Annotated in this window: 28 protein-coding genes and 3 pseudogenes; 12 read left to right on the top strand and 19 right to left on the bottom strand. The window is 61.5% G+C overall.

Annotated elements, in window-relative coordinates:
• Positions 1–103 precede the first annotated feature (103 nt).
• A complete protein-coding gene (locus C5P05_RS26445; RefSeq protein ID WP_114972846.1) occupies positions 104–457 on the bottom strand; it encodes a YciI family protein in 354 nt (117 codons plus the stop codon).
• On the opposite strand from C5P05_RS26445, the gene C5P05_RS34085 reads away from it, so the two are divergent.
• From C5P05_RS34085 to C5P05_RS34725, 3 genes and pseudogenes are all read left to right on the top strand, one after another.
• Complete coding sequence (locus C5P05_RS34085) at positions 456–791, top strand: hypothetical protein (RefSeq protein WP_198674885.1); 336 nt, start codon at positions 456–458, stop codon at positions 789–791. The genes C5P05_RS26445 and C5P05_RS34085 overlap by 2 nt on opposite strands.
• Positions 697–1,193: pseudogene (locus C5P05_RS26440) on the top strand (2-oxo acid dehydrogenase subunit E2); the annotation flags it as partial. The gene C5P05_RS34085 and the pseudogene C5P05_RS26440, both read left to right, overlap by 95 nt.
• A 48-nt stretch (positions 1,194–1,241) precedes the next feature.
• Positions 1,242–1,370 (top strand): annotated as a pseudogene (locus tag C5P05_RS34725) (ATP-binding cassette domain-containing protein); the annotation flags it as partial.
• Positions 1,371–1,593: 223 nt separating this feature from the next.
• Here C5P05_RS34725 and C5P05_RS26430 read toward each other — a convergent pair.
• Entirely contained in the window at positions 1,594–2,142 is a 549-nt protein-coding gene (locus tag C5P05_RS26430) for a cytochrome b (RefSeq protein ID WP_114972845.1), read from the bottom strand.
• A gap of 86 nt (positions 2,143–2,228) precedes the next feature.
• Positions 2,229–3,161, bottom strand: coding sequence for a cytochrome-c peroxidase (locus C5P05_RS26425; protein WP_232834671.1), 933 nt, complete (start codon positions 3,159–3,161; stop codon positions 2,229–2,231).
• 304 nt (positions 3,162–3,465) lie between these two features.
• Between C5P05_RS26425 and C5P05_RS26420 the strand changes: the two are divergent.
• From C5P05_RS26420 to C5P05_RS26410, 3 genes and pseudogenes are all read left to right on the top strand, one after another.
• Positions 3,466–3,788 (top strand): annotated as a pseudogene (locus tag C5P05_RS26420) (FAD-dependent oxidoreductase); the annotation flags it as partial.
• Positions 3,789–3,887: 99 nt separating this feature from the next.
• Entirely contained in the window at positions 3,888–4,373 is a 486-nt protein-coding gene (locus tag C5P05_RS26415; RefSeq protein ID WP_114972843.1) for a GyrI-like domain-containing protein, read from the top strand.
• Entirely contained in the window at positions 4,370–5,224 is an 855-nt protein-coding gene (locus C5P05_RS26410) for an AraC family transcriptional regulator (protein WP_114972842.1), read from the top strand. The genes C5P05_RS26415 and C5P05_RS26410 overlap by 4 nt, the downstream gene beginning before the upstream one ends.
• Here C5P05_RS26410 and C5P05_RS26405 read toward each other — a convergent pair.
• Positions 5,221–5,889, bottom strand: a complete 669-nt coding sequence (locus tag C5P05_RS26405) for a TetR/AcrR family transcriptional regulator (protein WP_114972841.1) — start codon at positions 5,887–5,889, stop codon at positions 5,221–5,223. The genes C5P05_RS26410 and C5P05_RS26405 overlap by 4 nt on opposite strands.
• A gap of 97 nt (positions 5,890–5,986) precedes the next feature.
• On the opposite strand from C5P05_RS26405, the gene C5P05_RS26400 reads away from it, so the two are divergent.
• On the top strand, positions 5,987–6,598 hold the full coding sequence (locus C5P05_RS26400; protein ID WP_114972840.1) for a hypothetical protein: 612 nt from the start codon (positions 5,987–5,989) through the stop codon (positions 6,596–6,598).
• On the opposite strand, the gene C5P05_RS26395 is transcribed toward C5P05_RS26400, so the two are convergent.
• Entirely contained in the window at positions 6,592–6,999 is a 408-nt protein-coding gene (locus C5P05_RS26395; protein WP_114972839.1) for a hypothetical protein, read from the bottom strand. The two genes, C5P05_RS26400 and C5P05_RS26395, sit on opposite strands and share 7 nt — an antisense overlap.
• Before the next feature lie 192 nt (positions 7,000–7,191).
• On the opposite strand from C5P05_RS26395, the gene C5P05_RS26390 reads away from it, so the two are divergent.
• Positions 7,192–8,142: a GSU2403 family nucleotidyltransferase fold protein gene (locus C5P05_RS26390; protein ID WP_114972838.1), complete on the top strand. Its 951-nt coding sequence runs from the start codon at positions 7,192–7,194 to the stop codon at positions 8,140–8,142.
• A gap of 94 nt (positions 8,143–8,236) precedes the next feature.
• Here the strand turns inward: C5P05_RS26390 and C5P05_RS26385 are convergent, their stop codons facing one another.
• The 5 genes from C5P05_RS26385 to C5P05_RS26365 form a co-directional block, all read right to left on the bottom strand.
• Positions 8,237–9,334, bottom strand: coding sequence for a DNA glycosylase AlkZ-like family protein (locus tag C5P05_RS26385; protein WP_114972837.1), 1,098 nt, complete (start codon positions 9,332–9,334; stop codon positions 8,237–8,239).
• Positions 9,335–9,375: 41 nt separating this feature from the next.
• A complete protein-coding gene (locus C5P05_RS26380) occupies positions 9,376–9,624 on the bottom strand; it encodes a hypothetical protein (protein ID WP_114972836.1) in 249 nt (82 codons plus the stop codon).
• Between the two features lie 52 nt (positions 9,625–9,676).
• On the bottom strand, positions 9,677–10,006 hold the full coding sequence (locus C5P05_RS26375; protein ID WP_114972835.1) for an AzlD domain-containing protein: 330 nt from the start codon (positions 10,004–10,006) through the stop codon (positions 9,677–9,679).
• On the bottom strand, positions 10,003–10,728 hold the full coding sequence (locus C5P05_RS26370; RefSeq protein WP_114972834.1) for an AzlC family ABC transporter permease: 726 nt from the start codon (positions 10,726–10,728) through the stop codon (positions 10,003–10,005). Before C5P05_RS26370 ends, C5P05_RS26375 begins: the two co-directional genes overlap by 4 nt.
• Before the next feature lie 75 nt (positions 10,729–10,803).
• A complete protein-coding gene (locus C5P05_RS26365) occupies positions 10,804–11,625 on the bottom strand; it encodes an AraC family transcriptional regulator (protein WP_114972833.1) in 822 nt (273 codons plus the stop codon).
• A gap of 172 nt (positions 11,626–11,797) precedes the next feature.
• Here C5P05_RS26365 and C5P05_RS26360 point away from each other — a divergent pair, with 172 nt between their 5' ends.
• A complete protein-coding gene (locus C5P05_RS26360; protein WP_114972832.1) occupies positions 11,798–13,924 on the top strand; it encodes an AAA family ATPase in 2,127 nt (708 codons plus the stop codon).
• 45 nt (positions 13,925–13,969) lie between these two features.
• Here C5P05_RS26360 and C5P05_RS26355 read toward each other — a convergent pair whose 3' ends face one another.
• On the bottom strand, positions 13,970–14,674 hold the full coding sequence (locus C5P05_RS26355; RefSeq protein ID WP_114972831.1) for a glutathione S-transferase N-terminal domain-containing protein: 705 nt from the start codon (positions 14,672–14,674) through the stop codon (positions 13,970–13,972).
• Positions 14,675–14,780: 106 nt separating this feature from the next.
• Complete coding sequence (locus tag C5P05_RS26350; protein WP_114972830.1) at positions 14,781–15,683, bottom strand: LysR family transcriptional regulator; 903 nt, start codon at positions 15,681–15,683, stop codon at positions 14,781–14,783.
• Between the two features lie 115 nt (positions 15,684–15,798).
• Between C5P05_RS26350 and C5P05_RS26345 the strand changes: the two genes are divergently transcribed.
• Positions 15,799–16,443, top strand: a complete 645-nt coding sequence (locus C5P05_RS26345; RefSeq protein WP_114972829.1) for an NAD(P)-dependent oxidoreductase — start codon at positions 15,799–15,801, stop codon at positions 16,441–16,443.
• Here C5P05_RS26345 and C5P05_RS26340 read toward each other — a convergent pair.
• From C5P05_RS26340 to C5P05_RS26330, 3 genes are all read right to left on the bottom strand, one after another.
• Positions 16,427–16,804: a DUF4172 domain-containing protein gene (locus tag C5P05_RS26340; protein WP_114972828.1), complete on the bottom strand. Its 378-nt coding sequence runs from the start codon at positions 16,802–16,804 to the stop codon at positions 16,427–16,429. The genes C5P05_RS26345 and C5P05_RS26340 overlap by 17 nt on opposite strands.
• 97 nt (positions 16,805–16,901) lie before the next feature.
• Positions 16,902–17,234 (bottom strand): type II toxin-antitoxin system YafQ family toxin, encoded by a 333-nt coding sequence (locus C5P05_RS26335; RefSeq protein ID WP_114972827.1) that lies wholly within the window; start codon positions 17,232–17,234, stop codon positions 16,902–16,904.
• Complete coding sequence (locus C5P05_RS26330) at positions 17,203–17,502, bottom strand: type II toxin-antitoxin system RelB/DinJ family antitoxin (protein ID WP_232834670.1); 300 nt, start codon at positions 17,500–17,502, stop codon at positions 17,203–17,205. The genes C5P05_RS26335 and C5P05_RS26330 overlap by 32 nt, the downstream gene beginning before the upstream one ends.
• Positions 17,503–18,003: 501 nt before the next feature.
• Here C5P05_RS26330 and C5P05_RS26325 point away from each other — a divergent pair.
• Positions 18,004–18,471 carry a DUF4143 domain-containing protein gene (locus tag C5P05_RS26325; RefSeq protein ID WP_198674876.1) on the top strand — a complete coding sequence of 156 codons (468 nt, stop codon included), beginning with the start codon at positions 18,004–18,006 and terminating at the stop codon, positions 18,469–18,471.
• A gap of 137 nt (positions 18,472–18,608) precedes the next feature.
• On the top strand, positions 18,609–19,715 hold the full coding sequence (locus C5P05_RS26320) for a PDDEXK nuclease domain-containing protein (protein WP_114972825.1): 1,107 nt from the start codon (positions 18,609–18,611) through the stop codon (positions 19,713–19,715).
• A gap of 123 nt (positions 19,716–19,838) precedes the next feature.
• On the opposite strand, the gene C5P05_RS26315 is transcribed toward C5P05_RS26320, so the two are convergent.
• The 4 genes from C5P05_RS26315 to C5P05_RS26305 all read right to left on the bottom strand — a co-directional run bounded on the left by C5P05_RS26315 (position 19,839) and on the right by C5P05_RS26305 (position 23,315).
• The gene (locus C5P05_RS26315; RefSeq protein WP_114972824.1) at positions 19,839–20,390 is read right to left on the bottom strand and encodes a hypothetical protein; all 552 of its coding nucleotides are present in this window, start codon (positions 20,388–20,390) and stop codon (positions 19,839–19,841) included.
• A 155-nt stretch (positions 20,391–20,545) separates the two neighbouring features.
• Positions 20,546–21,733, bottom strand: a complete 1,188-nt coding sequence (locus C5P05_RS26310) for a Fic family protein (RefSeq protein ID WP_114972823.1) — start codon at positions 21,731–21,733, stop codon at positions 20,546–20,548.
• 163 nt (positions 21,734–21,896) lie between these two features.
• Positions 21,897–22,265, bottom strand: coding sequence for a hypothetical protein (locus C5P05_RS33840; protein ID WP_157979460.1), 369 nt, complete (start codon positions 22,263–22,265; stop codon positions 21,897–21,899).
• 6 nt (positions 22,266–22,271) lie between these two features.
• Positions 22,272–23,315, bottom strand: a complete 1,044-nt coding sequence (locus C5P05_RS26305; RefSeq protein WP_232834669.1) for a DUF3387 domain-containing protein — start codon at positions 23,313–23,315, stop codon at positions 22,272–22,274.
• Positions 23,316–23,317: the final 2 nt, after the last annotated feature.

The following is a 23,317-nucleotide window of genomic DNA, read 5'->3' as shown; positions in this document are numbered from 1 at the left end:
TTGATCGGTCATTGCATTCCTCAGTTCCACGACGAACCAGCGCCATCCATTTCGACAACTACTCTCTAGGTGAAAACCCTGATCACCCGGTTCCAGGGCCGCATCACACGAAGCAGGGGCCTACTTCCCTGACCTCCACCGTGCACCACTGCGCCGCCGGGCATTCGGCGGCGATGGCAATGGCCTGCGCCTGGGTCTTGCAATCGAGCAAAAAGAAGCCCCCCACCATTTCCTTGGCCTCGGTAAACGGACCGTCCAGCACCTGTGATTGCCCATCGCGCACCCGCACACGGGTAGCGGCGGCGTGTGAGGTTAAGGATTGGGTCGCCAGCAACAAGCCCCGGGCCTTGAGCTGCTCCGCGAACTGCACCATGCTGTCATACGCCGCACGCCCTTCGGCGGGCGTCCGGGTGTCGCGCTGGTGAGGGTCTTCGACGATCAGCAAGGTGTAGGCCATGGCGGTTCTCCGATTTCATAGGTTGCGTGGGGTGGCGTGCGGCTCAATATTATGGTCACAAGCGCTGGCGCAGGCGAACATCGACGCCAAACGCAGTGACGATGTCTTCGCGGTGTACACCCATTTCGAGAACGCGGGCAGCAACAACACCGGCCTGTACTCGCTGGTTATCGGCACCGCCGTGCCGGCCGACACACCGGTGCCCGCAGGCATGGTGTGCGTGGTGGTGCCGGCCTCGCAAAGGCACAGGCATGAAAGGGTGCATCACCGACCACGATATGCAGTCATTTACACGCCCGGTGATGAGCGGCGCTATCCAAACGGTAGCTGCTAAAGAACAAGCCAAGCCGGCTGCAGCCTCTTCAGGCAATGATGGACCGGGCTCGGGCCTGATCCCCTGGCCGAAAGTGGACTTTGCCAAGTTCGGACCGATCGAGCGCAAGGAACTCAGCCGCATCAAGAAGATCAGCGGTGCCAATCTACTGTGCAACGCCATCCTGATTCCAGCTGTTACAAACCATGACGATGTAGACATCACCGACCTGGAAGCGTTTCGCGTCTCGACCAACAAGGAGAACGAGAAGAGCGGCATCAAGATCACCATGCTCGCGTTCCTGATCAAGGCTTGCGTGGTCGCACTCAAGAAGTACCCCGAGTTCAACAGCTTGCTCGACGCTGAAAGTGACGGCGCTGCGCTGATCTACAGGCAGTATTACACATCGGTTTTGCCGCCGACAGGCTGCGTGCGCGGCCGACCGCAAGCCGTTGCTGCTGGGCGCTCCGATTGCCTGGTGGTTGGCGCGCAGCAGGGTATGGTGGAAAGGACCGATTGGACTTGCCCGCGCGCGGTGTGAGCGCGCTGTTCGGCCACTCTGGTTCCGGAAAAACCACGCTCTTGCGTTGCATCGCCGGGCCGGGTGGTCTGGGCGCAGATCACGGCGGAGGCTTTGATTGGCTAGCGCGTCACGGTCTTGAGCGAAATGATGCCCTCCTTGTTGCGCGGGCCGGCTTAATCTTCGGGCCATGGCGTGACCGCAGCCATGAAGACCTGGCCCTGGCGGTTCTGCTGATCCAATCACCGTGGCGGTGGCGTTGGCTGTAGCGCATCGGCAGAGGTCATCGGCGCTTGTGCTGACTCAAGCGCGGCTCGGCAGCATCCGCAGCAGCGTGTTATCGCGCACCACATAGTGGTGATACAAGGCGGCAACGGCATGCAAACCAATGAGAAAGTAGCCGACGGTGCCACCGGTCTCATGGATTTCCTTGATGAACTCCGCCGTATCTTTGCTCTGGCTGATGAGCGCCGGCAGGTGCAGGCCGAAGAACGGGATCGGCTTTCCGGCCGCGCTGAGAAGCAGCCAGCCAGCCAGCGGCATGCCAAACATGAGGGCATAGAGTGCAAGGTGCATTAGCTTGGTCGACAGCGTCTGCAGCTTGGGCGGATTGGGCTCGATAGGCGGGGTGGTGCTCATCATCCGGGCTACCAGGCGCACCACGACCAGTGCAAAAACCGATAGGCCCAGCATGAAGTGCCAGGTTTTCAGGGCCTCGCGCGGATCGCTTCCTTTGGGGTAATAGCCGCGCAGTTCAATGCATGCATACACCGCTACGAGCAGCAGCAGCATGACCCAGTGCAGCCCGATGGACAGCGATCCGTAACGTTTGGGGGTAGTGCTCAAGCTCATAATATTCCTTCATAACAATTAAGAAATGGGAAAGGGAGCAGTCCTCATTGCTCCCCATTGGCTCTCGCCTTTCGCGGGCGAGGCGCTTACTTTTTCGCGAACGGTTGCGGTTTTGGCGTTGTGTCGGAAGACGGCGGCAGCGCCGGCAGCTTGAAGTTCGGCTGGTCGCCGGTGAGGGTCTTCAGGAAGGCGACGATCTTGGTGTTCTCATCGCCCGTGAACTTCTTGCCCAACTGGATGCGACCCATGGTGTCGACGGCTTCTGTCAAGGTGTTGGCGGCGCCATCGTGGAAATAGGGGTAGGTCATTTCCACGTTGCGCAAGGTCGGTACCTTGAAGTTGAAGCGATCGGCATCCTTGCTGGTGACGGCGAATCGGCCTTCAGCGGGGTTGGATGTCTTGTAAGGCGTGACGACACCCATCTTCTGGTAGGAATTGCCGCCAACGGCCGGGCCGTTGTGGCAGGCCACGCAGCCACTGTCCTTGAAGAGTTTGTAGCCGGCCAGCTCATTCGCCGACAAGGCCTTCTGGTCGCCTTCCAGCCACTTGTCGAATCGGGCGTTTGGCGTGACCAGGGTTTCCTCGAAAGCGGCCATCGCTTTGGTGACTTGTTCTATGGCGATTTTGTCGGTGCCAAACGATTTCTTGAAGTCGGCGACATACGCGGGAATCGATTGCAGCACCGAGACCGCAAGCACATGAGTCGAGCCCATTTCGCCTGGGTTGTCGATCGGGCCCCCCGCCTGCGCCTGCAAGTCCTTGGCGCGTCCGTCCCAGAACTGGGCGATGTTCATGCTGGCGTTGAGAACCGTGGGCGCATTGATCGGACCCTGGTTCCAGTTGTGGCCGATGGAGGTCTTCAGGTTGTCGGTGCCGCCCATTGACAGGTTGTGGCAGGAATTGCAGGAAATGAAGCCGGATTTTGACAGGCGCGGATCGAAGAAGAGTTTTTTGCCGAGTTCGACCAGGGCCGGGTCGGTGACCTTGGCGGCCGATATGGGTTTGATAGGTTCATTCATCGCTCCCCATGCGACGTTGACGCCAGCTAGCGCGACGCTAATAGCAAGGATACGGATTTTCAAGTCGAACCTCCAATGAGTTGTGTTTTTGTAAATAGGAAACGTTGATGAACGATAAGATCCAATTCTTATGGTTTTATTAAATGTTGCCGACAGTTGTAACGAAAGGTAGATTACAAAGGAACCAATCCAGCCGCTTGCCCGATCAAGTCGGCGTCAGCGATGCCAGTCCCTGGATGCGTGAAAACGATGTGCTTAGTTGCCCATTTTTCTTACATCAAGTCACAGACTATGGGTTGCATCCCCGTCCAAGGCCTTGCTGCATGTGGCCGCCGTGATGGACGAGGTCAATCACCTGGCTGCCATCGGCGTTGACTTTGGCGCGCCCACGCCCAACCAGGTGCAGGTGGAGGAAACCACCGGCAGCGCGCAAGAAAAAACCGGCAAGACGCAGACCATAGGCTTCAAGAACTGCATCATCGCCGCCGGCAGCCAGGCCGTGCGCCTGCCCTTCATGCCGGAAGTTCCACGCGTGGTTGATTCGACCGGCGCACTGGAATTGAAAGAAGTGCCCAAACGCATGCTGATTCTGGCGGCGGCATCATCGGCCTGGAAATGGGGACGGTCTTGACCAGGCCCTCGCACCCGCATCCCGCAACTCCGCAAGATTTGTCATGCCGCGGCTTCTAGACTCCATGCCATGTCCAACCCACCAGGAGCAAGAGCATGAGCACCCCCCAATTTCCCCATCATTTTGAAGCGCTGGCGCAGGCCATCACCGTTGTCGGTATCGAGCTGCGCACCTCCAACGCCGAGGCGATGCAGACGATTCCCCCGCACTGGCAGCGCTTTGGCCAAGAAGGCGTGCTGGCCAACATCGGCTTCAGGCGCAGTGACGATGTCTTCGCGGTGTACACCCATTTCGAGAACGCGGGCAGCAACAACACCGGCCTGTACTCGCTGGTCATCGGCGCCGCCGTGCCGGCCGACGCACCGGTGCCCGCAGGTATGGTGCGCGTGGTGGTGCCGGCTTCGCCACGCGTGGTGTTTGGCGTGGAAAAGGGCCGTTTTGATCTGGTCGGCGCCGCATGGCAAGCGATCTGGGCGCGCACTGAGCTGGCCAAGACCTTTGTCGCAGAATACGAGCAGTACCGCGCCAGTGGCGACATCACCATCTCGATAGGCCTGAGCCCCTCTGCCCCGCAGCCATGAACAAAAGCCACAGCTGGACCGACTACCAGGAACGACTCAGCCGCGTCACGGCCTACATTCACGACCATTTGGCCGAGGAGCTGGACCTGAACCGCCTGGCCCAAGTGGCGCACCTGTCGGCCTTCCACTGGCATCGCGTGTACCAGGCGCTGTATGGCGAGACCATTGCCGCCACGGTGCGGCGCCTGCGCTTGCACCGTGGCACCGGTTATCTGGCCAACACCAGCCTGCCGGTGGCGCAAGTGGCGCGCAAATGCGGCTACCCCAACGCGCAATCGTTCACGCGCGCCTTCAGCGGCCTGTATGGCACAAGCCCGACGCGCTACCGGGCCGAGGGCAGCCACGTAGCGTTTCTGCAAGGTCAGATGCAGCCCGTGGCGACGGCGGGTTACACGGTTGAATTGCGGCAGGTGCCCCAGGAGCAATTGGCCGGCATTTCGCACCGCGGCTCGTATATGCAGATCGGCAAGGCGTTTGAGATGGCCTACGCCCGCATGGCTGCGCAAGGCCTGGCGCGCCCCGACATGCGCTGGATGGCGGTGTACTACGACGACCCCTTTGCCGTGCCGGAAGCGCAGCTGCAATCGCGCGCGGGCCTGAGTCTGCCTGCAGGCGGTGCGCCCCAGCCGCCGCTGGAACCCTTCACCCTGGGCGGTGGCCTGTGCGCCGTGCTGCGCCACCAGGGTCCCTATGCCACCATGCGCGCGGCCTACCAGTGGCTGTACGGACAATGGCTGGTGCAGTCAGGCTTTGAGGCAGCGGACAGCCCGGTGTTCGAGGAATACCTGAACAATCCGCGCGACACGCCACCGGCGCAACTGCTGTCTGACATCTACCTGCCGCTGGCTTAACTTGTTGCAGCGGTGGCAGGATCTGCCGCGCCAGCCAGCAGGGTGATCAGCAAGTCCAGCGTCGCGTCCATGGCCGCCGGCACTGCGGCCGGCGCCACGCCCCACTGCCCGAAGTGGCCATCAAGATCCATGCGCGCCAACCCATAAACCGTGGCCCGCGCCAGCAAGGCCAGCGCCGACGCGTCGTGGTGCCTGGCGATCTGCCCTTGCGCCTGCGCCGCTTGCAGTGCCTGCACGGTCACCTCGCGCACCTCTTCAATGTTGTGACGCAGGGCCGCTGAGCCTTCGAGGTCGATCTGGTCGCGCGCCGAAACGATCCTGAAATGCGCGGGGTGGCGCCGTGCCCACTGCAGGTAGCCCCGCCCCACCGCGTGCAAGCGTGCGAGCCCGCCACCTTTTTCTCCGCCCAAAGACTTGCGCACCTCGATGCGCAGCCGCTCAGCGGCTTCTTCGGCCACGGCGGTCATCAGCGCACGGCGGTTCGGGAAGTGGCGAAACGGCGCCGCTGGCGACACGCCCAGGCGGCGCGCCGCCTCGCGCACGCTCACACGCTCGGGGCCGTTTTGCTGGGCCAGTTCGAGAGCGGCCTCCACCAGGGCTTGGCGGAGGTTGCCGTGGTGGTAGGTGCGCGGCATGGCGCCAGGGGCGGATCGGGGCAAGACCATGTAAGCACCTTGTGTGGGGGTTGGACGGTATTCACCCAGAAATGTAATCTCCGATCACATTGCAGTCACGTATTTTCATTTTTTATTGGAGTCACGAATGAACACCGCACATACCCTACCTTCCAGCCAGACGCCACAAGGCTGGCGCCTGCTGGGTTTTCTAAGCCTGGGCCTGTTGCTGCTGGCCGCCGCCGTGCTGGCGCTGGACCCGAGCGTGGAAGGCGTGCGCCGCCTGATCCGCGTGACCGCGCGCACCTCCCTGCTGCTGTTTCTGCTGGCGTTCACGGCCTCGGCCGCGGCACGCCAGTGGCCAGGCGCGTGGACGCGCTGGCAAGTGCGCAACCGGCGCTACCTGGGACTGGGCTTCGCGGTGTCGCACACCATTCACGCGCTGGCCATCGCCACCTTCGCCCAGCTCGATCCGGTCGCCTTTCACCAGGCGAGCAGCGTGGGCAATTTCATCTCGGGCGGCATCGCCTACGGCTTCATCGCCGTACTCGCGGCCACCTCGTTCGACGCCACAGCCGCCTGGCTCGGGCGGCCCGCCTGGCAGCGGCTGCACCTGGCCGGCATGTACTACCTATGGATCAGTTTCGTGATCACTTTCGGCAAGCGCATTCCGATGTCACCGGTCTATGTGCTGCCGATCGTGGTGCTGCTGCTGGCGCTGGCCTTCAGGCTGTGGCCCCGGGCGCGACGTCTTCAGTAGGGCAACGCAAAGCCGTTGCGACCAGCGCTGATGCGCGAAATGGTGGGCTTGCCATCCGTCACCTGCGCCGTCAGCGACACGCTGGCGCCGGGCACCAGCAGGCTGCGGTCGCCGGGCCGGAAGGTCACGATGGGCGCATCCGGCGGAACCACAATCGCCCGTTCGCCGTCCTTGTATTTCAGGCGCAGCGTGCGACCCGACGGGACGGCCAGCTTGTCAGGCATCACCAGCTCAATGACTTCGCCGCCACGCGCCTTCACGGTCAGCAGGCCGGGCGCCACGCTTTGCACCGTGCCACGCAAGCGCACGCTGGATGCCGGCGGGGCCACGGCCTGGGCCAGGCAGAGATTGGCGGCCAGACACAGCGCCAGGGCCGCAGTGCGGCGGGTTATCAAAAGCATGGGGCAACTCCAGGAAGGTGAAGCTCCGAAGTTTATCGGCGTCAGCTGGGCTGGCGCGATGAAAGTCCATTCAGCTCGCACACCCGAATGCGAACGCCAGTTGGCCTCAATCAGGCAAGACAATAGAAAGCGTAAGTCGTTGTTTTATATTAATATTCGGCATAAAAATGAAATTTATACTAATATGCCGAAATGTTAGAAACAAGTGCAACCATTTCGCGTCAATACATCGATGCAGTCTCGGTCTTCGAAGCCCTGGAAGAGGCATTGGAAGAGGCGGCCCATGTTCGTGGCGGCATGTACTGGCATGCGGGCCCGCCCACATCACCCGACTCCAAATACCTGGTGCGAACCACGCCCGCTGGTGCCGAGACCAGCCTGGGCGCACGCACTGCGGAACTTGATGCCATCTACGCCCGATTCACGCAAAGAAAGCGTGAAAGCGCCGAGCGGGTAGCCGGCCTGCAGGCGGCCCTCGTACAACAACAGCGGCTCAACCGCGCCCTGCGCGTGGGCCGGGTGGACCCGCTTGTCATCGCCTTGCTGAACCGTTTGGCGAGCACCAAACTGAGTGAGCATTTTCGGGTGGTGGGAACCCACGCGCTGTATGCCTACGAGGCCGCCGCCGGGGTTCGTCTGGACGCCGAGGCATTGGCGACACGTGACATCGACCTGCTGGGGGACACACGCAAACACATCATCTTTTCCACCCAGTTGGCGCGCGTGGACAGCTCCATGCTCGGCGTCTTGAAAAAGGTGGACAGCTCATTTCGCATCCGCAAAAGCCAAAAATACACCGCCGTCAACAAAGACGGCTTTGAAGTGGACATCATCCGCCGGGAGCGTACCGGGGACGATCCGCACCCGATCAAACTCGGCGCTGAGGACGAAGACTTTTGGGTAGTCCAGGCGCGCCGTGCCAATATGTTGCTGGATTCGCCCGGATTCTCGGCCGTGATCGTGGCCAGCAATGGCACCATGGCGCGCATGAACACAGTCCACCCCGCGACGTTTGTCGCATTCAAGCGATGGATGTCCACCCAAACCGAGCGCGAAGCCATGAAGCGCCGCCGTGATGTGCTGCAGGCCGACACCGTGCAAGAGATGCTTGAGCAGCACTTGCCGCACCTTGGCGCGATTTGAACAGCGATTTAAAATAAATCGGGCTCTAGCCCTTGTATCTCCTGCGTAGACAGCTATCTAATCAGGAGTAAATCAAGGCCATCCAGCGCACCGTTCAAAGCGCCGGCAAGGCGAGAAAGGTGCGCAGCCGCGCCAATTCATCCGCCAGGGCATGCGCAAAACCGGCTTCGCGCGGCGCGGTGCCGGACACATAGCCCAGATCGACCTTGAGCAGCTCACCGCTCACCGTCACATTGCCCCAGCCGATGACTTGATCGCGCCACAACAGCGGCAGCGCGTAGTAGCCCCGCACCCGTTTGGCGGCGGGCGTGTAGGCCTCGAAACGATAGGCCCAGCCCCACAAAAGCTCGAAGCGCCGGCGGTCCCAGACCACCGGGTCAAACGGTGCCAGCAAGCGCACCACGGCGCCGGGCACAGGCCGGCGTGATACCGGTGACTCATCCGCAGGCCAATACCAGACAACGCCATCCACCTTGATGGAGGCCAGCCTCAGCTTGGCGCGCCGGAACGCCGCCTGGCGTTGATCGGCCCACTGCGGGGCACCGCCGCGCAGGTGGCTGATCAGTTCGCCGAGCGAGCGTTCAGGCAAGGGCGCGTACTTGCCCACGATCACATCGACCAGCGCGTCCATGGTCTGGGCGGGATCGACCAGCGGCCCCGAGGGCTCCCGTGGCTCGCAGGCGACGTAGGTGCGCACGCCACTCACGCGCGCGGCAATGCGCAGCAGGCCGCGGTGGTGCATGTCGTCCAGCAGCTGCGTGCTGGCATTGGAGGAACCACCAAACCAGTTGCGTGCCGCGCCATGGGCAAAGTGCGCGTCCACCTCGCGCGGGTGCACCACCCCGTGTGTCCGCACAAAGTCCAGCACGGCATGGGCCTGCGCCCAGCGGGCCGGGGGCCACGCCGTGCGCGGCGTGCGCGGGTGCATCAACGCCTGCGTGGCGCGCGGCAAAAAGCCGTAGTTGACGAAGAAGTCCTCCTCAATGTCGAGCCTGGCGTAACGCCGCTCCAGATCGCCCGCGCAGTAGCCCTTGACGCGGTGGCGCAAGGTCAGGTCTTGCGCACGCGCCGGTGCGCGGATCGGGTCGGCCTGCACAAAGCCCAGACGCTGGATGGCGCGGGCCAGGGTGGTGGGCGTGAACAGGGAGCGCGCCACCGCGTAGCGGCGCAGGGTGTCCAGGGTGATGGACATGGCGGTGAGTTGAATTGAAGAGGTCTGCGGAGCGCCGTCTATCAGCCCACCACCGACCAACCCGCGTGCAAGTTGACCTTGTTGTTCTCGTACTCCCACGCCGTGCCGCAGCGTTCACAGCGGTACTTGGTGACGGTGACCTGGCCGTGGCTGCGCGGCTCTTTGCGGTTAACGCCTTGCATCAGCTCGGGATGGCCGGGGGCGCCGCGCCAGTTGCGCTGGATGCCGGCGCACGAATCGCACAGCGCCGGGGTCTTCACTTCGTTTTTGGGGTTCAAGTCTTGGGTCATGTTGCGGCTCTTCAATGTGGTGATAGGGGAGGTTTCGCCATAGGCGTTGGGGCTAGATTGTCGCCCCATAAAAAAACTGCCACCCAAAAAACACGGTCATGCCGACCATGATGGTCAGCAGCCGGTGCCGCGTCACGGCGCACACCGCCACCGCAACGAGTGCCGCCACCAGCTGCGGATTTCGCCAGCTCAACTCCAAGCCTTGACCGTGCGGTGCCAGCACCATCGGCACAATGATCGCGGTGAGCACGGTGACAGGAACAAAGCCCAGCGCCTGCTTCAAGGTGGGCGAAAAAACCACCCGGTCACCCAAAATAAAGACCAGCGCCTTGATCACGAATGTGATCACCGCCATGCCGATGATGGTGACGGTAACGCTCATGCCATGCCCCCTTGCGTCGAAGCGGGTGTGCGCAGTCTGGTCAGCAGCACGCCAATGGCAACGCCGACCACGACGGCCGCCAGCAAGCCCAGCTTGAACGGCACGTCCTTCAGCAGATACGCCACGCTTGCGGCCGCCACGGCGGCGGAGAAATGGGGCAAACGAACCACTTGCGGCACCACGATAGAGATGAAAGTCGCCACCATCGCGAAGTCCAGGCCCAGTGTTTGCAATTGGGGAAAAACCGCGCCAAACAACAGCCCCACCAGGGTCCCGCATTGCCAGTTGGCATACATCGACAAACCCGAGCCCAGAAAATACCAGTGCCCCAAGGGCGCATGCGGGTGCTTGCGGTAGTAGCTGTCCATGACCGCAAAGGTTTCATCGGTCAGCAAAAAGCCGAGCACCCAGCGCCAGCGACCGGGCAAATGACGCACATGCGGCAACAGGGCTGCCGCGTACAGCATGTGGCGCAGGTTCACGATGAAGGTGGCAAGCCAGATCACCATGGCGCCGGCCAGCCCCGCCATCAGCCCAATGGCAATGAACTGACTCGACCCGGCAAACACACCGAGCGACATCATTTGCCCTTGCCATGGCGCCAGCTGCGTGGTGCCAGCCAGGGCGCCAAAAATGATGCCGAAGGGCGCGGCGCCAACCAACATCGGAACGGTATCCCGAGCGCCCGCCATGAAGCTGGCCAATGCAGAAGACTGCGTCATGAAAACTCCTGTCAAACAAACTGAGAGGAATCTTAGGCAGATCGCCTGATATGCGCTTGTACGTTCTTGCGCTGGTCAAACTTGCCAGCGGCCCGGCGTGATGCCAAAGGCCCGCTTGAAGTGGCGCGTGAAATGGCTTTGATCCGCAAAGCCCTGCATGGCGGCCACCTCCGTCACCGACAAGCCCTGCCGCAACAAGCCTTGCGCGAGACTGAGGCGAAATTGGTTGCGCCACGCATGGGGCGGCATGCCCACGGTGCGAGAGAACAAACGCGCCGCATAAAACGGCGACAAGTCGACCGCAGCGGCCAGCGCCGACAGGCTGATCGGTTCGGTCAAATCATCGGCCAACCTGGCCTTCATGCACGCCACCCGCACGGCATCCGGGTGCAGAGGCCGCGCTTGCATCTGGATGCGCGCATAACGTGACAACAACAAGGCAAACGCGCCGGTCAGCGCGGACTCAGCGGCCAGAGTATCGGCCCCGTCTTCGAGCAGCCGGTGGGCAAACTCCAACTTGCCAGCCACCTCGACATCGGCAATCGCATCGTCTGGAAGCCATGGCACGTCGACCGGGTGGCCCGCCACATCCGACGCCAGGCCCTGCATCCAGGCCACGGACGGATAAAACGCGCGATAGGCCCAGCCCTTATCGGTGGCACGTTGACCGGTATGAATTTCACCCGGATTGATCGCCGCAATGCAGCCCGTCCCGGCGATGCAAAGCGCGCCCCGATAACGGTAACTCTGCGCACCCGTGTGGATGACCGGAATCGAAAACCCCTCATGCCAATGCGGCGCAAACTCCTGCGCGTAGTACTCCGCTGTCAGCAGTTCAGCATCTGGTAACAAGGGGCTGCGCCACAGTCGCGCCTTGTCTCGTAACGTCAGTGTCATGGGAAGAGCTTGAACATGGGGTTTCTTGGAATGGCACGGGTCGTGAGCGTCTTGATGCCGGCATTTTGGCGGCACGGCTTCCAGGCCGATAAATCTAAGCGTAGCATGGCGGCCGAACCCATGCGGCTTGTATCGCTTGTATCAAACGGGGCGCCCGCCACGAAGGACTGTCATGTCAGATTTATCGAAACCCGGTGACCCCGCGTTGGACTCAACCTCAACCGCGGCCCCAACCGGCTCGTGGCCCACCCTCAAAAAAGCCGCCAGCCGGCTGCAGGACTGGTTCGTGATCCAGTCGATGGCCGTCAAGCTGACCGTGCTGGTCATCGCCGTGCTGATTCCGGTCAGCGCCATCTATTCGTTCACGCTTCTGCGCAAGCAGGCCGCCCTCGCCGAGCAGGTCAAGGCCATGGCCGTGGCGGGCACGGCGGGCGAGGGAATGTGGGCACTCAACGACAAGCTGCCCGTGGTCTTGGGCAGCGGATCGGTGCTGAACTTTCTGGAAACGAACCCGGTCGAGCGCATCACAGTGGTCTATGAGCCCCTGCTGTGGAACGTGTCGGAGCGCATTGTCCTTATTGAGTCACAGGGCAAACAGCACGCGTACTATCCAAGCGATATGGAGACCAAAATCTTCACCGACAAAGCCGTCACCGCCCCTTGGGGTAGCAAGCTGAACTTTGTTCCACGGGCAGAGCTCTCGCCCGCCAGCCTGGCGGTGTTCGAGCGCCTGGACCAGCGCTTTGCCGATGCCCGCCCGCAGTCCGAGAAAGCGGGCTGGAAGGCCGGCCTGAGCGGCGGCTTGTCGGCGGCGCTGACGCTCGGCGTGCTGGCCTTTTTGTATATCCAGCTCAAGAGCCAGCACAAGTCGCTCAAGTTCCTTGAGCCGACGCAGGTGCAAGGCTCCATCGACGACCTGGTGGGCATGGACGACATCAAGGCCGAGGTGGCGCAAATCAAGGACCAATATCTGCGCCGCGCCGAGTATGCCGAGTACGGCATCAACAAGCCCTTCAATGTGATGTTCAGTGGCCCGGCGGGTACCGGCAAGACCAAGCTGGCCAGCTACCTGGCCAAGGAGCTGAATCTGCCGATCCTGTTCCACTCGGCGGCCAACCTGGAAACAGGCTACGTGGCCGGCGGCGCGACCACACTCGGCCGCATCGTGGCCATGGCCCAGCGGCGCAAGCGCTGCATCGTCTTCCTGGACGAGGCGCAGGACCTGTTCATGAAGCGCGGCGGTCGCCGCAAATTCGACGACGACACGGCCAACACACTGCTGTCCGTGCTCGATGGCGTGCGCAGCAAGAACGAAGCCGAGATCATCTGGATCGTGGCCAGCAACTTCAACAGCGAAACCATGCAGATGGACGAGGCCATGCTGCGGCGCTTTCAGATGAAGGTGGACTTTCGCATGCCGAATGGGGAAGAGCGCCTGGCCATCATCGGCCACTACCTGCTTCAGCGCGCCGACAAGGTGCTGCCCCATCTCGACCTGCACCATGTGGTGGACGTGACCGAGGGCTGCAGCCCGGCCGATCTGGAAACCATCGTCAACCAGGCGGGCATCACGGCCGTGCAGGCGGGCAGCATGATCGATGCCGAGACCCTGATGCAGGCCGCCGAGCGCGTGCTGGTGGGCAACGTCAACATCCACACCACCCAGGAGCGAGAGCGCGACCGCCGCATCATTGCCGTGCACGAATGGGGCCATTTCCTGGTGGACCTGGAGCACGAACGCCAGCTGCCCAACAGCGACTGGGCGCAGGTCCTGGCCAACATGAAGACCATCAAGATTTCGCTCAAGGCCAACCCACGCACCAACGCACTGGGCTTTGTGTTCCACAAGCAGGGCGTCAACCTGCTCAAGACCAAGAGCGACATGGAACACGATGTGCGCGTGCTGCTGGGCGGCATGGCCAATGAGGAACTGTTCTTTGGCGAGGAAGGCACGACCAACGGCGCCCACAACGACATCACCCGCGTGACGCAGTTGCTGCATCACGCGGTGGGCGAGATGGGCATGTACCGCAAGACCCGCCTGAACTTTGGGGCGCTCAACAAGGACCGCCAGGGCGTTGGCCGCGAGTTGGATGCGGAGACGCGCTCCATCATGGAAGCCCAGAGCGAGCGGCTCTACCTTGAGACCAAGACCGTGCTGGCCCGGCTCAAGCCGCTGACCGAGCACCTGGTCGGCAAGCTGATGGAGACCAGCGAAATGAGCCTGAGCGAGGCGCTGACCGAGATTCGCAGCTTTGAGTCGAAGCAAGCCGGATCAGGCCTTCTAAATTCACACTAAAAACAGGCTCTAGCCCCCGTCCTACCTGCGCAAGCCGCTATCAAATCAGGACCGCGCCGGAATCCCCAGCCCGCGCACCACCGCTGGCCGCGCCACAAACGCCGCCAGCGCCCGGTTCAAATTCGGAAAATCCCGCATGCCCACCAGATCGCCCGCCTCGTAGAAGCCGATGAGGTTGCGCACCCAGGGGAAGGTGGCGATGTCGGCGATGGTGTAGGCCTCGCCCATGAGCCAGTCGCGGTTGGTCAGCCGCTGCTCCAGCACGGCCAGCAGGCGCTTGGCCTCGGCCACATAGCGGTCACGCGGGCGCTTGTCCTCGTACTCTTTACCGGCGAACCGGTGAAAAAATCCCAGCTGGCCAAACATCGGGCCGATGCCGCCCATCTGGAACATCAGCCACTGGATCGTCTCGTAGCGCTGCGCCGCGTCCTGCGGAAGGAACTGGCCGGTCTTTTCGGCCAGGTACAGCAGGATCGCGCCGGACTCGAACAGCGCCAGCGGCTGGCCGCCGGGACCGTTGGGGTCAAGGATGGCCGGAATCTTGTTGTTGGGGCTGAGCGAGAGGAATTCCGGCGTCATCTGGTCGTGCGTTTCGAAGCTGACCAGATGCGGCTCGTACGGCAGGCCGGTTTCCTCCAGCATGATCGACACCTTGACGCCGTTGGGCGTGGGCAGCGAGTAGAGCTGCAGCCGCTCGGGATGCTGGGCGGGCCATTTGTGGGTGACGGGAAAGCGGGAGAGATCGGTCATGGGGTTCCTTGCGATGGATGTGGGCGGTGAGGGACGGTGAGCGCCCTGCGTCGCGCATTTTGGCCGGAAAGTTATTGGCCTTGCCGCGGCGGGGGCGGATCACCCGCTACAGCCCCTGGCGTGGCAGTTGTTCAAAATGGGCGGCCAACAGCGCCAGTGCATGGCGCACTTTGGCGGGCTGCTCGCCACGCCGGGGCGTGATGGCGTAGACCGGCAGGTCGGGCAACTGCCAGCCCGGCAACACCGGCACCAGGCGCCCATCGGCCAGGGCGCGCCGGTCGTCATCACTCACCACCACACTGATGCCCCAGCCCTCGACGCACAGCGCATGCAAGGCCGTCACCTGGCTGGCGTGGGCCCGGCTGCTGACCTGCACCGTCACTTGTTCACCCCCCTGGTTGTGCAAAACCAAAGTCTCGGCCCCGTTGCTGGAAGGCCGGCCACCCAGCCAGTCGTGCGCGGCCAGGTCTTGCGGCGTACGCGGCCAGCCGCGCTCCGCCAGGTAAGCGGGGGCGGCGCACATCTGGGCGTCCATGCGGCCCAGCTTGCGGGCCACCAGGCTGGAGTCGGGCTGGCTGCCCGCGCGCAAGGCAATGTCCACGCGCTCCTCGATCAGGTCAATCAGCGCGTCATCCAGCAACAGCCGCAGGGTCAGCCTGGGGTGGTTGCGCAAGGGTGCCAGCGCCTGCGCCAGCAAGCCGCCAAAGCCGATGGGCGCGGCGATGCGCAGCTCGCCCTCGGGCTCGTCCCGGTGGCGGGCCAGCGCCTGGTCGGCGGCGCGTGCGGCGGCCACCATGGCGGTGCAGCCCTCGATGTAGCGTGCGCCGGCCTCGGTCAGCGTCAGCTTGCGTGTGGAACGGTGCAACAGCGCCAGCCCCAGCGCGCCTTCCAGCTGGCGCAAATGCTGGCTTACGGCGGACGGCGTCATGCCCAAGTGGCGGGCGGCGGCGGTGAGCGAACCGGCGGCCACCACCTCGGCAAAAACCGCCATGCGTTTGAGTTGGCCCATGCAAAAAACCTTTATTTGTTTAGTTTTACTTCACAGTATTAGCGAAATTTACCGACTATTCAAACGTTTGTGAAGCCAACACACTAGAGCCTTCTTACACCCACCGGAGATTCACATGAAAATTGCACTCATTGGCGCCACAGGTTTTGTTGGCAGCGCTGTCCTGGTCGAACTGCTCAGCCGGGGCCACCAGGTCACCGCGCTGGCGCGCCACCCGGCCAAATTGGCGGCACAACCCAAGCTGACCGTGGTAGCGGCAGACGTACTGGATACCGCGCAGGTGGCCCAGGCGGTGGCCGGTCACGACGCTGTCGTCAGCGCCTACAACCCGGGCTGGACCGAGCCGCAAATCCATGACCTGTTCCTGCAGGGCAGCCGCGCCATTGTGGAAGGCGTGAAACGCGCCGGCCTGAAACGCCTGCTGGTGGTGGGCGGCGCGGGCAGCCTGTTTGTGGCGCCTGGCGTGCAGCTGGTGGACACGCCGCCGTTCCCCGCCGAATACAAGCAAGGCGCACTGGCCGCGCGTGAAGCGCTGAATCAACTGAAGCTGGAGACTTCCTTGGACTGGAGCTTTGTGTCGCCACCCATCGCCCTGGCCCCCGGCGCGCGTACCGGCCAGTACCGCACGGGTCTGGACGACGTGCTGCCCGGCGTGGGTGACGCGCCCGCCGGTATCTCGGTGGCCGATCTGGCGGTCGCCATCGTGGACGAGATTGAAACCCCGCGCCATGTGAAAGAACGCTTTACCGTCGCCAACTGAGGCGGGCAAGAGGCTCGCAAAAAATAGCAAAATCACCCCGATGGACCTGTTTGACGACTTGCCCCCCGAGACCGCGCCGACGCAGATCGCGCCCGGCGCGGTACTGCTGCACGGCTTTGCCAGAGAGGGTGATGGCGTTCTGCTGCAGGCCATTGAGCCCGTCCTCCAGCAAGCCCCCTTGCGCCATTGGCAACCCCCCGGCGGCTACACCAAAGGCGTCCAGCAAACCCAATACGCGACCCATCTGCAAATGGGCCACATGCAGGTCGTGCGCCACGGCCCCGGCATCAAACACGAGCGTCGGCCAGCCGGGGTGTTGCCAAATGCAGGTGGGCTGTGCGGTTTGCGATGGGGTGGGCATGAGCACTCAACCCTGCTCCGTAGTAGTGGTCATACACATGCGCGTAGGCCCGGGCAAACTTTTCGTCGCGGATGACGATGGCTTCATGCGTTATTCCTTAACTACTGAACAGTTCAGAATGCGTGCCGGATCGAACGAAGTTAATCGAGTTGGCTTCAACCTGATAAATCAGCAAGAAGTCGCCCCCAATGTGGCATTCCCAGTGATCGGCCCAATCACCCTTCAAGGCATGGTCCAGCCATTCGGGGCCAAGCGGCGCGTCGTTTGCGATCAGCAACATCATCGCCTCCTTGAGTCGCACCATGTCATAGCGGCCGGCGTGCGACAAGCGCACCCAGTCTTTTAAAAATGCTTTTGTGTAGTCGGCAGACCGCGGCAGGGCCGCGCGCTTGCTCTGCTTATTGGCGGCTGTTCTTTTCAAGATCGGCAAACAGTTCGTCAGCGGTTGCGAAACGGGCTTGGCTTGCGTCGGCTTGGCGACGGCTGGCCATCATGGCGCGGGACTCTTCCATGGCAGCCTGCGTCTGCGCATTGGGCACCTTGAGTTCGAGCGGAAAGGCCTGATCGATCACCACCCGGCGCAAAAACAGCCGCACCGCATCCGACACCGACAAGCCCATGGCCGTCAGCGCCACGGTGGCTTGCTCTTTGATGTCATCGTCCACCCGAATGTGGAGCATTGAAGTTTGTGCTGCCATGGTGTGGCCTCCTGTGTTACAGGCTTCAATTATGTGTCTCATTTGAGATTTAAGCAAGACAGCTTGGCCACCTCGGCCAACCCTTACACCTCCGAATGCGTGCGCAGCCAGCGGCGCGAAAGGCGCTCAGAACGTCACGATTAAGGCGCATCGCCACTTGCTCCTTGGTCACGCTGCCGGCTGTAGATGTTGGGTGCTGGTAGCGGCTGAATGTGGGCGCTTGAAGCCCGTGGCGCTCGGGCGATGTGGATTGTATTGCGGGGCGACAGGCAAGTTTGATCAAAAATATATGCCGAATCTGGCTCTAGCCCCCGTCCCACCTGCGCAATCCGCTATTAAATCAGGATCGCACCAAAATCCCCGGCACCACCACCGCCGGCCTCGCCATAAGCGCCATCAAGGCGCGGTTATTGCGTTCGATGGATTGCGTGCTCAAGGGCGGCTACCCCGAAGCGCTGCGCCGCACCAGCCTCAGCCGCCGCCAGGCCTGGCTGCAAGACTATGTGGCGCTCATTCTGGACCGGGATGTGCGCGACATCGCCAACATCGACCAGCTGGACCACACCCACGGCGCAGAAATATGTGGGCATTCTGGAGCGCTTGTTTTTGACGCGGCAGGTGCCGCCCTGGTCCAGCAACGCCGTCAGTCGCCTCACGAAAACGCCCAAGCTTCATTTTTTGGACACCTGTTTACTGGCTGCGCTGCGCGATGTCACCGCCGCCCAACTGCAAAAAGACCGCACCGCCTATGGCCCGCTGTTGGAGAACTTCGTCGTGTCCGAAGTCCGCAAGCTCACCACCTGGTCCGGGAAGCGGCTGCGCATCTCACACTTTCGAACCAAGGAGCAAGACGAGGTGGATCTGGTGCTGCACGACCATGACCGCATCACGCCGTTTGACGAGCGACTGCACGCGGCGCCGGTGTCGCTGTTGTGGCAAGCGACGCAACCATCTGCTGAGCCAGTTTGAGGACGTGGGGGAGAGATAGCGCCCGAGCGAGACCTGGAGCGTGGCCGTTCGCCGTCCGGTTGCAAAAAACAGACTTCGTATATTCTTCAGTGAGCAGAGGCACATTGCCTCCCACATCAGAAGATCAGGGGATTTGCATGAACAAAGCGATGAGCGCGTCGGCTGCGGCGGACGCTGAATCGGCTCTTTACGCCAGCATCCGAGCGCTGATCACGTCGGCCCGCAACACCGTTGCGCGTGGCGTCGATCTGGTGCAAGTGCATACCAACTTCGAAATCGGTCGGCACATTGTTGAATACGAACAGCAAGGAGAAAGTCGCGCGGAATACGGCAAGCAAGTGCTCAAGCGCCTGGCCGAACGCCTGACTGCCGAATTTGGCAGCGGTTTCTCGGCGACCAACCTCAAACTCATGCGGCAGTTTTATGTGCTGCACGCCCAGCGAATAGGTCAGACAGCGTCTGGCTTATTCCAAATCCAGAAACGTCCCATTGGACAGACGCTGTCTGACTTATTGGAAAGCACTGAAAACCGCCCCTTCAGCCTGAGTTGGTCTCACTACGTCTTCCTGCTGGGCATCAAGAAAGCGGATGAACGCAGCTTCTACGAGATCGAAGCCGCCAGCCAAAACTGGACTCTGCGTGAACTCAGGCGTCAGTTTCAAAGTGGCCTGTACGAGCGACTGGCGCTCAGCCGCGACAAGGACGGCATTCGCCAACTCGCCAAGCAAGGGCAGATCGTCAGCCAGCCGCATGACCTGCTCAAAGAGCCACTGGTGCTGGAATTTTTGGGCCTCTCCGAACAAGCCCGGTTTTCTGAATCCGACCTGGAAGCCGCCATCATCAGCCAGATCGAGCATTTTTTGCTGGAGCTGGGCAAGGGCTTCCTGTTTGAAGCGCGCCAAAAGCGCTTTACCTTTGACGACGACCACTTCTTTGTGGACCTGGTGTTCTACAACCGCTTGTTGCGTTGCTACGTGCTGATCGACCTCAAAATCGGCAAGCTCACCCATCAGGACCTGGGCCAGATGCAGATGTACGTCAACTACTTTGACCGCTACGTGAAAACCGACGCCGAGAGCGCCACCATCGGCATCGTGCTCTGCAAGAAAAAGCACGCGGCGCTGGTTGAAATCACCCTGCCCAAAGACGCGAACATCCACGCCAAGGAATACCAGCTCTATTTGCCCAGCAAGGAAGAGCTGCAACAGAAACTAGCGGAGTGGGCGGGAACGCTACCTGAATAAACAGCCCTCCAGTCCCGTCCCACCTGCGCAAGCCGCTATCAAATCAGGATCGCGCCGGAATCCCCAATCCGCGCGCCACCGCCGGCCGCGCCACAAACGTCGCCAGCGAGCGCTTGTTCTGTCTTAGACAAAACTGGACCGCCGAATTTTGAGGTTGCCGTTGATGCGACCGCCCAGGTCGATACGATGCCCCATGAGCCGATTGCCCGCCCGGTAAAACTCCAGCGGCTCAAAAATGGGGATCATGGCGATGGGGGCGTGGGCCTCCCAAGTGTCGAGCTTGACCACCACATGTTGACCCGCCTCGGCCAGCCCGGTAATTGTCAGGGGTGCCACATCACCCACCCCATTGACCGCAACCGGGATAAACCAGCGAACCGCGCCTGTCTCCGGGAATGGGGTGTTGGCAAACCGGGCCAGAAAACGCGCCGGAATGTCTGGCCAGCGCGTCCAGAACATGGCCCCGATCACCAACACCAGCGCAATAAGAAAGAAACGACTCCGGCGCGCTTTGGGCACGGCCAGCCCATGAGAAGAGCCGCTGTACCTGGCAAAACGATTCTTCAACTCTTCTGCCTGGCGTGCTTTCTGCTGCTCAGACGTACGGAATCGTCGAGCCTCCATGTCGGAGGCGCGATTTCGATCACGCATGTAGTCTCGGTCGTCAATGCTCATGAGGGTCTCGCATATTGCAGCAATTATTCGAGCTTAGTCGCTTCAATTCACTGAACGCCCGTGAGGTGCCGACGAGTCCAGTGCCAGACTCTTGCCGCACCAGGACAAAGACGGAAAAGACCTGCGCGCACCCATCGTCTTGCTGTCTTGGCGATTCAACTCGTGGTGGGTTGGCTCCACCCTTCGACGTTGACGGCATAGCGGGTGGCCTTGCCGACGCCCTCAACTTTGAGCAAACCATGCCGCAGCAGCTCTGCCAGGTCGCGGGTGGCAGTGGCTTTGGAGGTACCGGTGATCTTGCTGTATTTTTCCGCCGTCATGCCGCCGAGAAAGCCGCCGCCCAATTCGCTGCTTCCCGCTTCCAGCAAACGGTTCAACACCTTGCTTTGCCGCTCATTGACCGCCAAGCTGGTCGCGCGCTGCCTGAAGCGGGCCTTGTCCAGCGCCTGCCTCACCACCGCTTGCGACTGGATGCAGCCCTGCGTGAAGGCCTGCACAAACCATTGCACCCAGGGCGTCACGTCCAGCCCGCCTGACTGCGCCCGGTTCAAGGCGTCGTAATACGCGCTACGGGTCGCCAGCAGTTGCCGCGACATGCCCAACAGGCGCGCGGGTGCGCCCACCGCCTGCGCCAGCGCCAGGTCCACAATGGCGCGCCCCAGACGGCCATTGCCGTCTTCAAACGGGTGAATCGACTCAAACCACAAGTGTGCCAGTGCGGCGCGAGCTAGGCCGTTGAGGCTGGGGGCTGCATCGCTGGTGGGGCGCGTGGCCTCAAACCATGCCAGAAACTTCGCCATTTCAGCCTCCATCTTGTCTGACGCAGGTGCGGTGTAATGCACCACCTCGTGCCCTTGCCGCCCGCTGACGATCTGCATCGGATCGGTGTGCTCGCGGTAACGCCCGACGGTAATACGACGCAGACTCGACGTGCCCCCCGGAAACAGGGCGGACTGCCAGCGACACAAACGGTCACTGTCGAGCACCGATTGGTAGCCGCTGGTGGCGTCCTGCATCACCGCCACCAAACCATCCACATGGCGGTCACGGGTGGGGGCATCGGCCAGCCCCAAGCGATGCGCCACCGACGATCGAACGGCGGTCAGATCGAGCTGTTCACCCTCAATCGCCGCCGTGGCGATGGCCTCTTGCACCCATAGATCACGGGTAATTTCCTGCGCGTCGGTCAAGCCAATGGCGTCCAGCAAACCCAATACCCGACCCATTTGCAAATGGGCCACATTCAGGTCGTGCGCCACGGCCCCAGCATCAAACACGAGCGTCGGCCAGCCGGGGTATTGCCAGATGTAGGTGGGTTGAGCGGCTTGCGATGGGGTGGTCATGAGCCGCATTCTAGTTAATACGGCTCAATATGTGAGCCGTATTTTTATTGAATCGGCTCACGCGGGGTGGCCTGAAAGTCAAAACTTTATGCAAAATAAGGCTCTAGCCCCCGTCCTACCTGCATGAGTAGCTATCAATTAAGGACTACTTCGAAACTCCAAGTCAACTTGGTACTTCTCCATGGTTCTCCACATCACCCATCCCATTGACCGCAACCGGCGTAAACCAGCGCACCGCGCCAGTCTCTGGGAATGGGGTGCTGGCAAACCGGGCTAAAAAACGCGCCGGAATGTCTGGCCAGCGCGTCCAGAACATGACCCCGATCACCAACACCAGCGCGATAAGAAAGAAACGACTCCGACGCGCTTTGGGCGCAGCCAGCCCACGAGAAGAGCCGCTGTACCTGGCAAAACGATTCTTCAACTCTTCTGCCTGACGTGCTTTCTGCTGCTCAGACGTGCGGAATCGCCGAGCCTCCGTGTTGGAAGCTCCATGTCGATCACGCAGGTAGTCTCGGTCGTCAATGCTCATGGTTACCTAAACAACGCCCGTAAGCTCGTTCGCAATCATCTCCGCCTGTTTAAGTACCGTTTCTGTCGCGAGCAATTCCATGTTGGGTGGATAGCCAAATTGCCGCAGGGTACGTTTCACAATCACCTTGAGCTTGGCTCTGACGTTCTCTTTGATAGTCCAATCTATGGATGCGTTTTCGCGCACACGTTGGGTTAACACCACAGCCAGTTCGCGTAACTTGTCTTGCTGCATCAGCTCGCGGGCACTGTCGTTGTTGGCGACTGCTGTGTAGAACGCATATTCAAAGTCGGAAAGCCCCATGTGTCTAGCTTCATCGTCGGCGGCGACGATCTCCTTGCTGACCTTGATCAGCTCGTCCATCACCTCGGCAGCGGTCAGAATTTTGTTGTGGTATTTTTTAATGGCGGTCTCTAACATTTCCATCAGTGACCGGCTCTGCACCAGGTTGCGCTTGGCGCGGATTTTCAATTCGTCATTGAGGAGTTTCTTGAGCACTTCCAAGGCCACGTTTTTATGCTCGTAGCCTTTCAGTTCGGCCAAGAATTCGTCAGACAAAATGGAAATGTCTGGTTTCTTTATGCCCGCCGCGTCAAACACATCAATCACTTTTTCCGACACCAACGCTTGGTCAATCACCTGGCGAATGGTGGTTTCGATTTCTTCGTTGCTACGCCCGCCCCCGACACTGTCGTACTTCACCAGCCTCGCCTTCACCGCCTGGAAAAAGCCCACTTCGTCCTTCACGTCCATCGCTTGCTCATGCGGTATGGCAATGGCGAAGGCTTGCGAAAGTGCCGTGACCTCATTGATATAACGCTTGCGGCCGTCATCCAAGCCGAGGATATGCTCTTCCGCCGCGAGAATCAGCGACAGCTTCTGGGCGGTATCCGCTTCGAAATAGTGTTCATAGGCAAAGCCGTGATACAGGGCCGAGATCACCTCAAGTTTCTCCAGCATCAGGCCCACGGCCTCCTGACGCAGCAACTGCTTAGAAGCTGCAAAGGTGTCAAAAAGCTGATCGTCCAGATCATTGCGGTCGGTGATCACCA

The sequence above is a fragment of the Rhodoferax ferrireducens genome (genome assembly GCF_003347515.1).
In the GTDB taxonomy this organism is placed as follows: Bacteria; Pseudomonadota; Gammaproteobacteria; order Burkholderiales; family Burkholderiaceae_C; genus Rhodoferax.
Note: the sequence above shows the minus strand (reverse complement) of the source record. Positions and strands in the feature narration are given on the sequence as shown.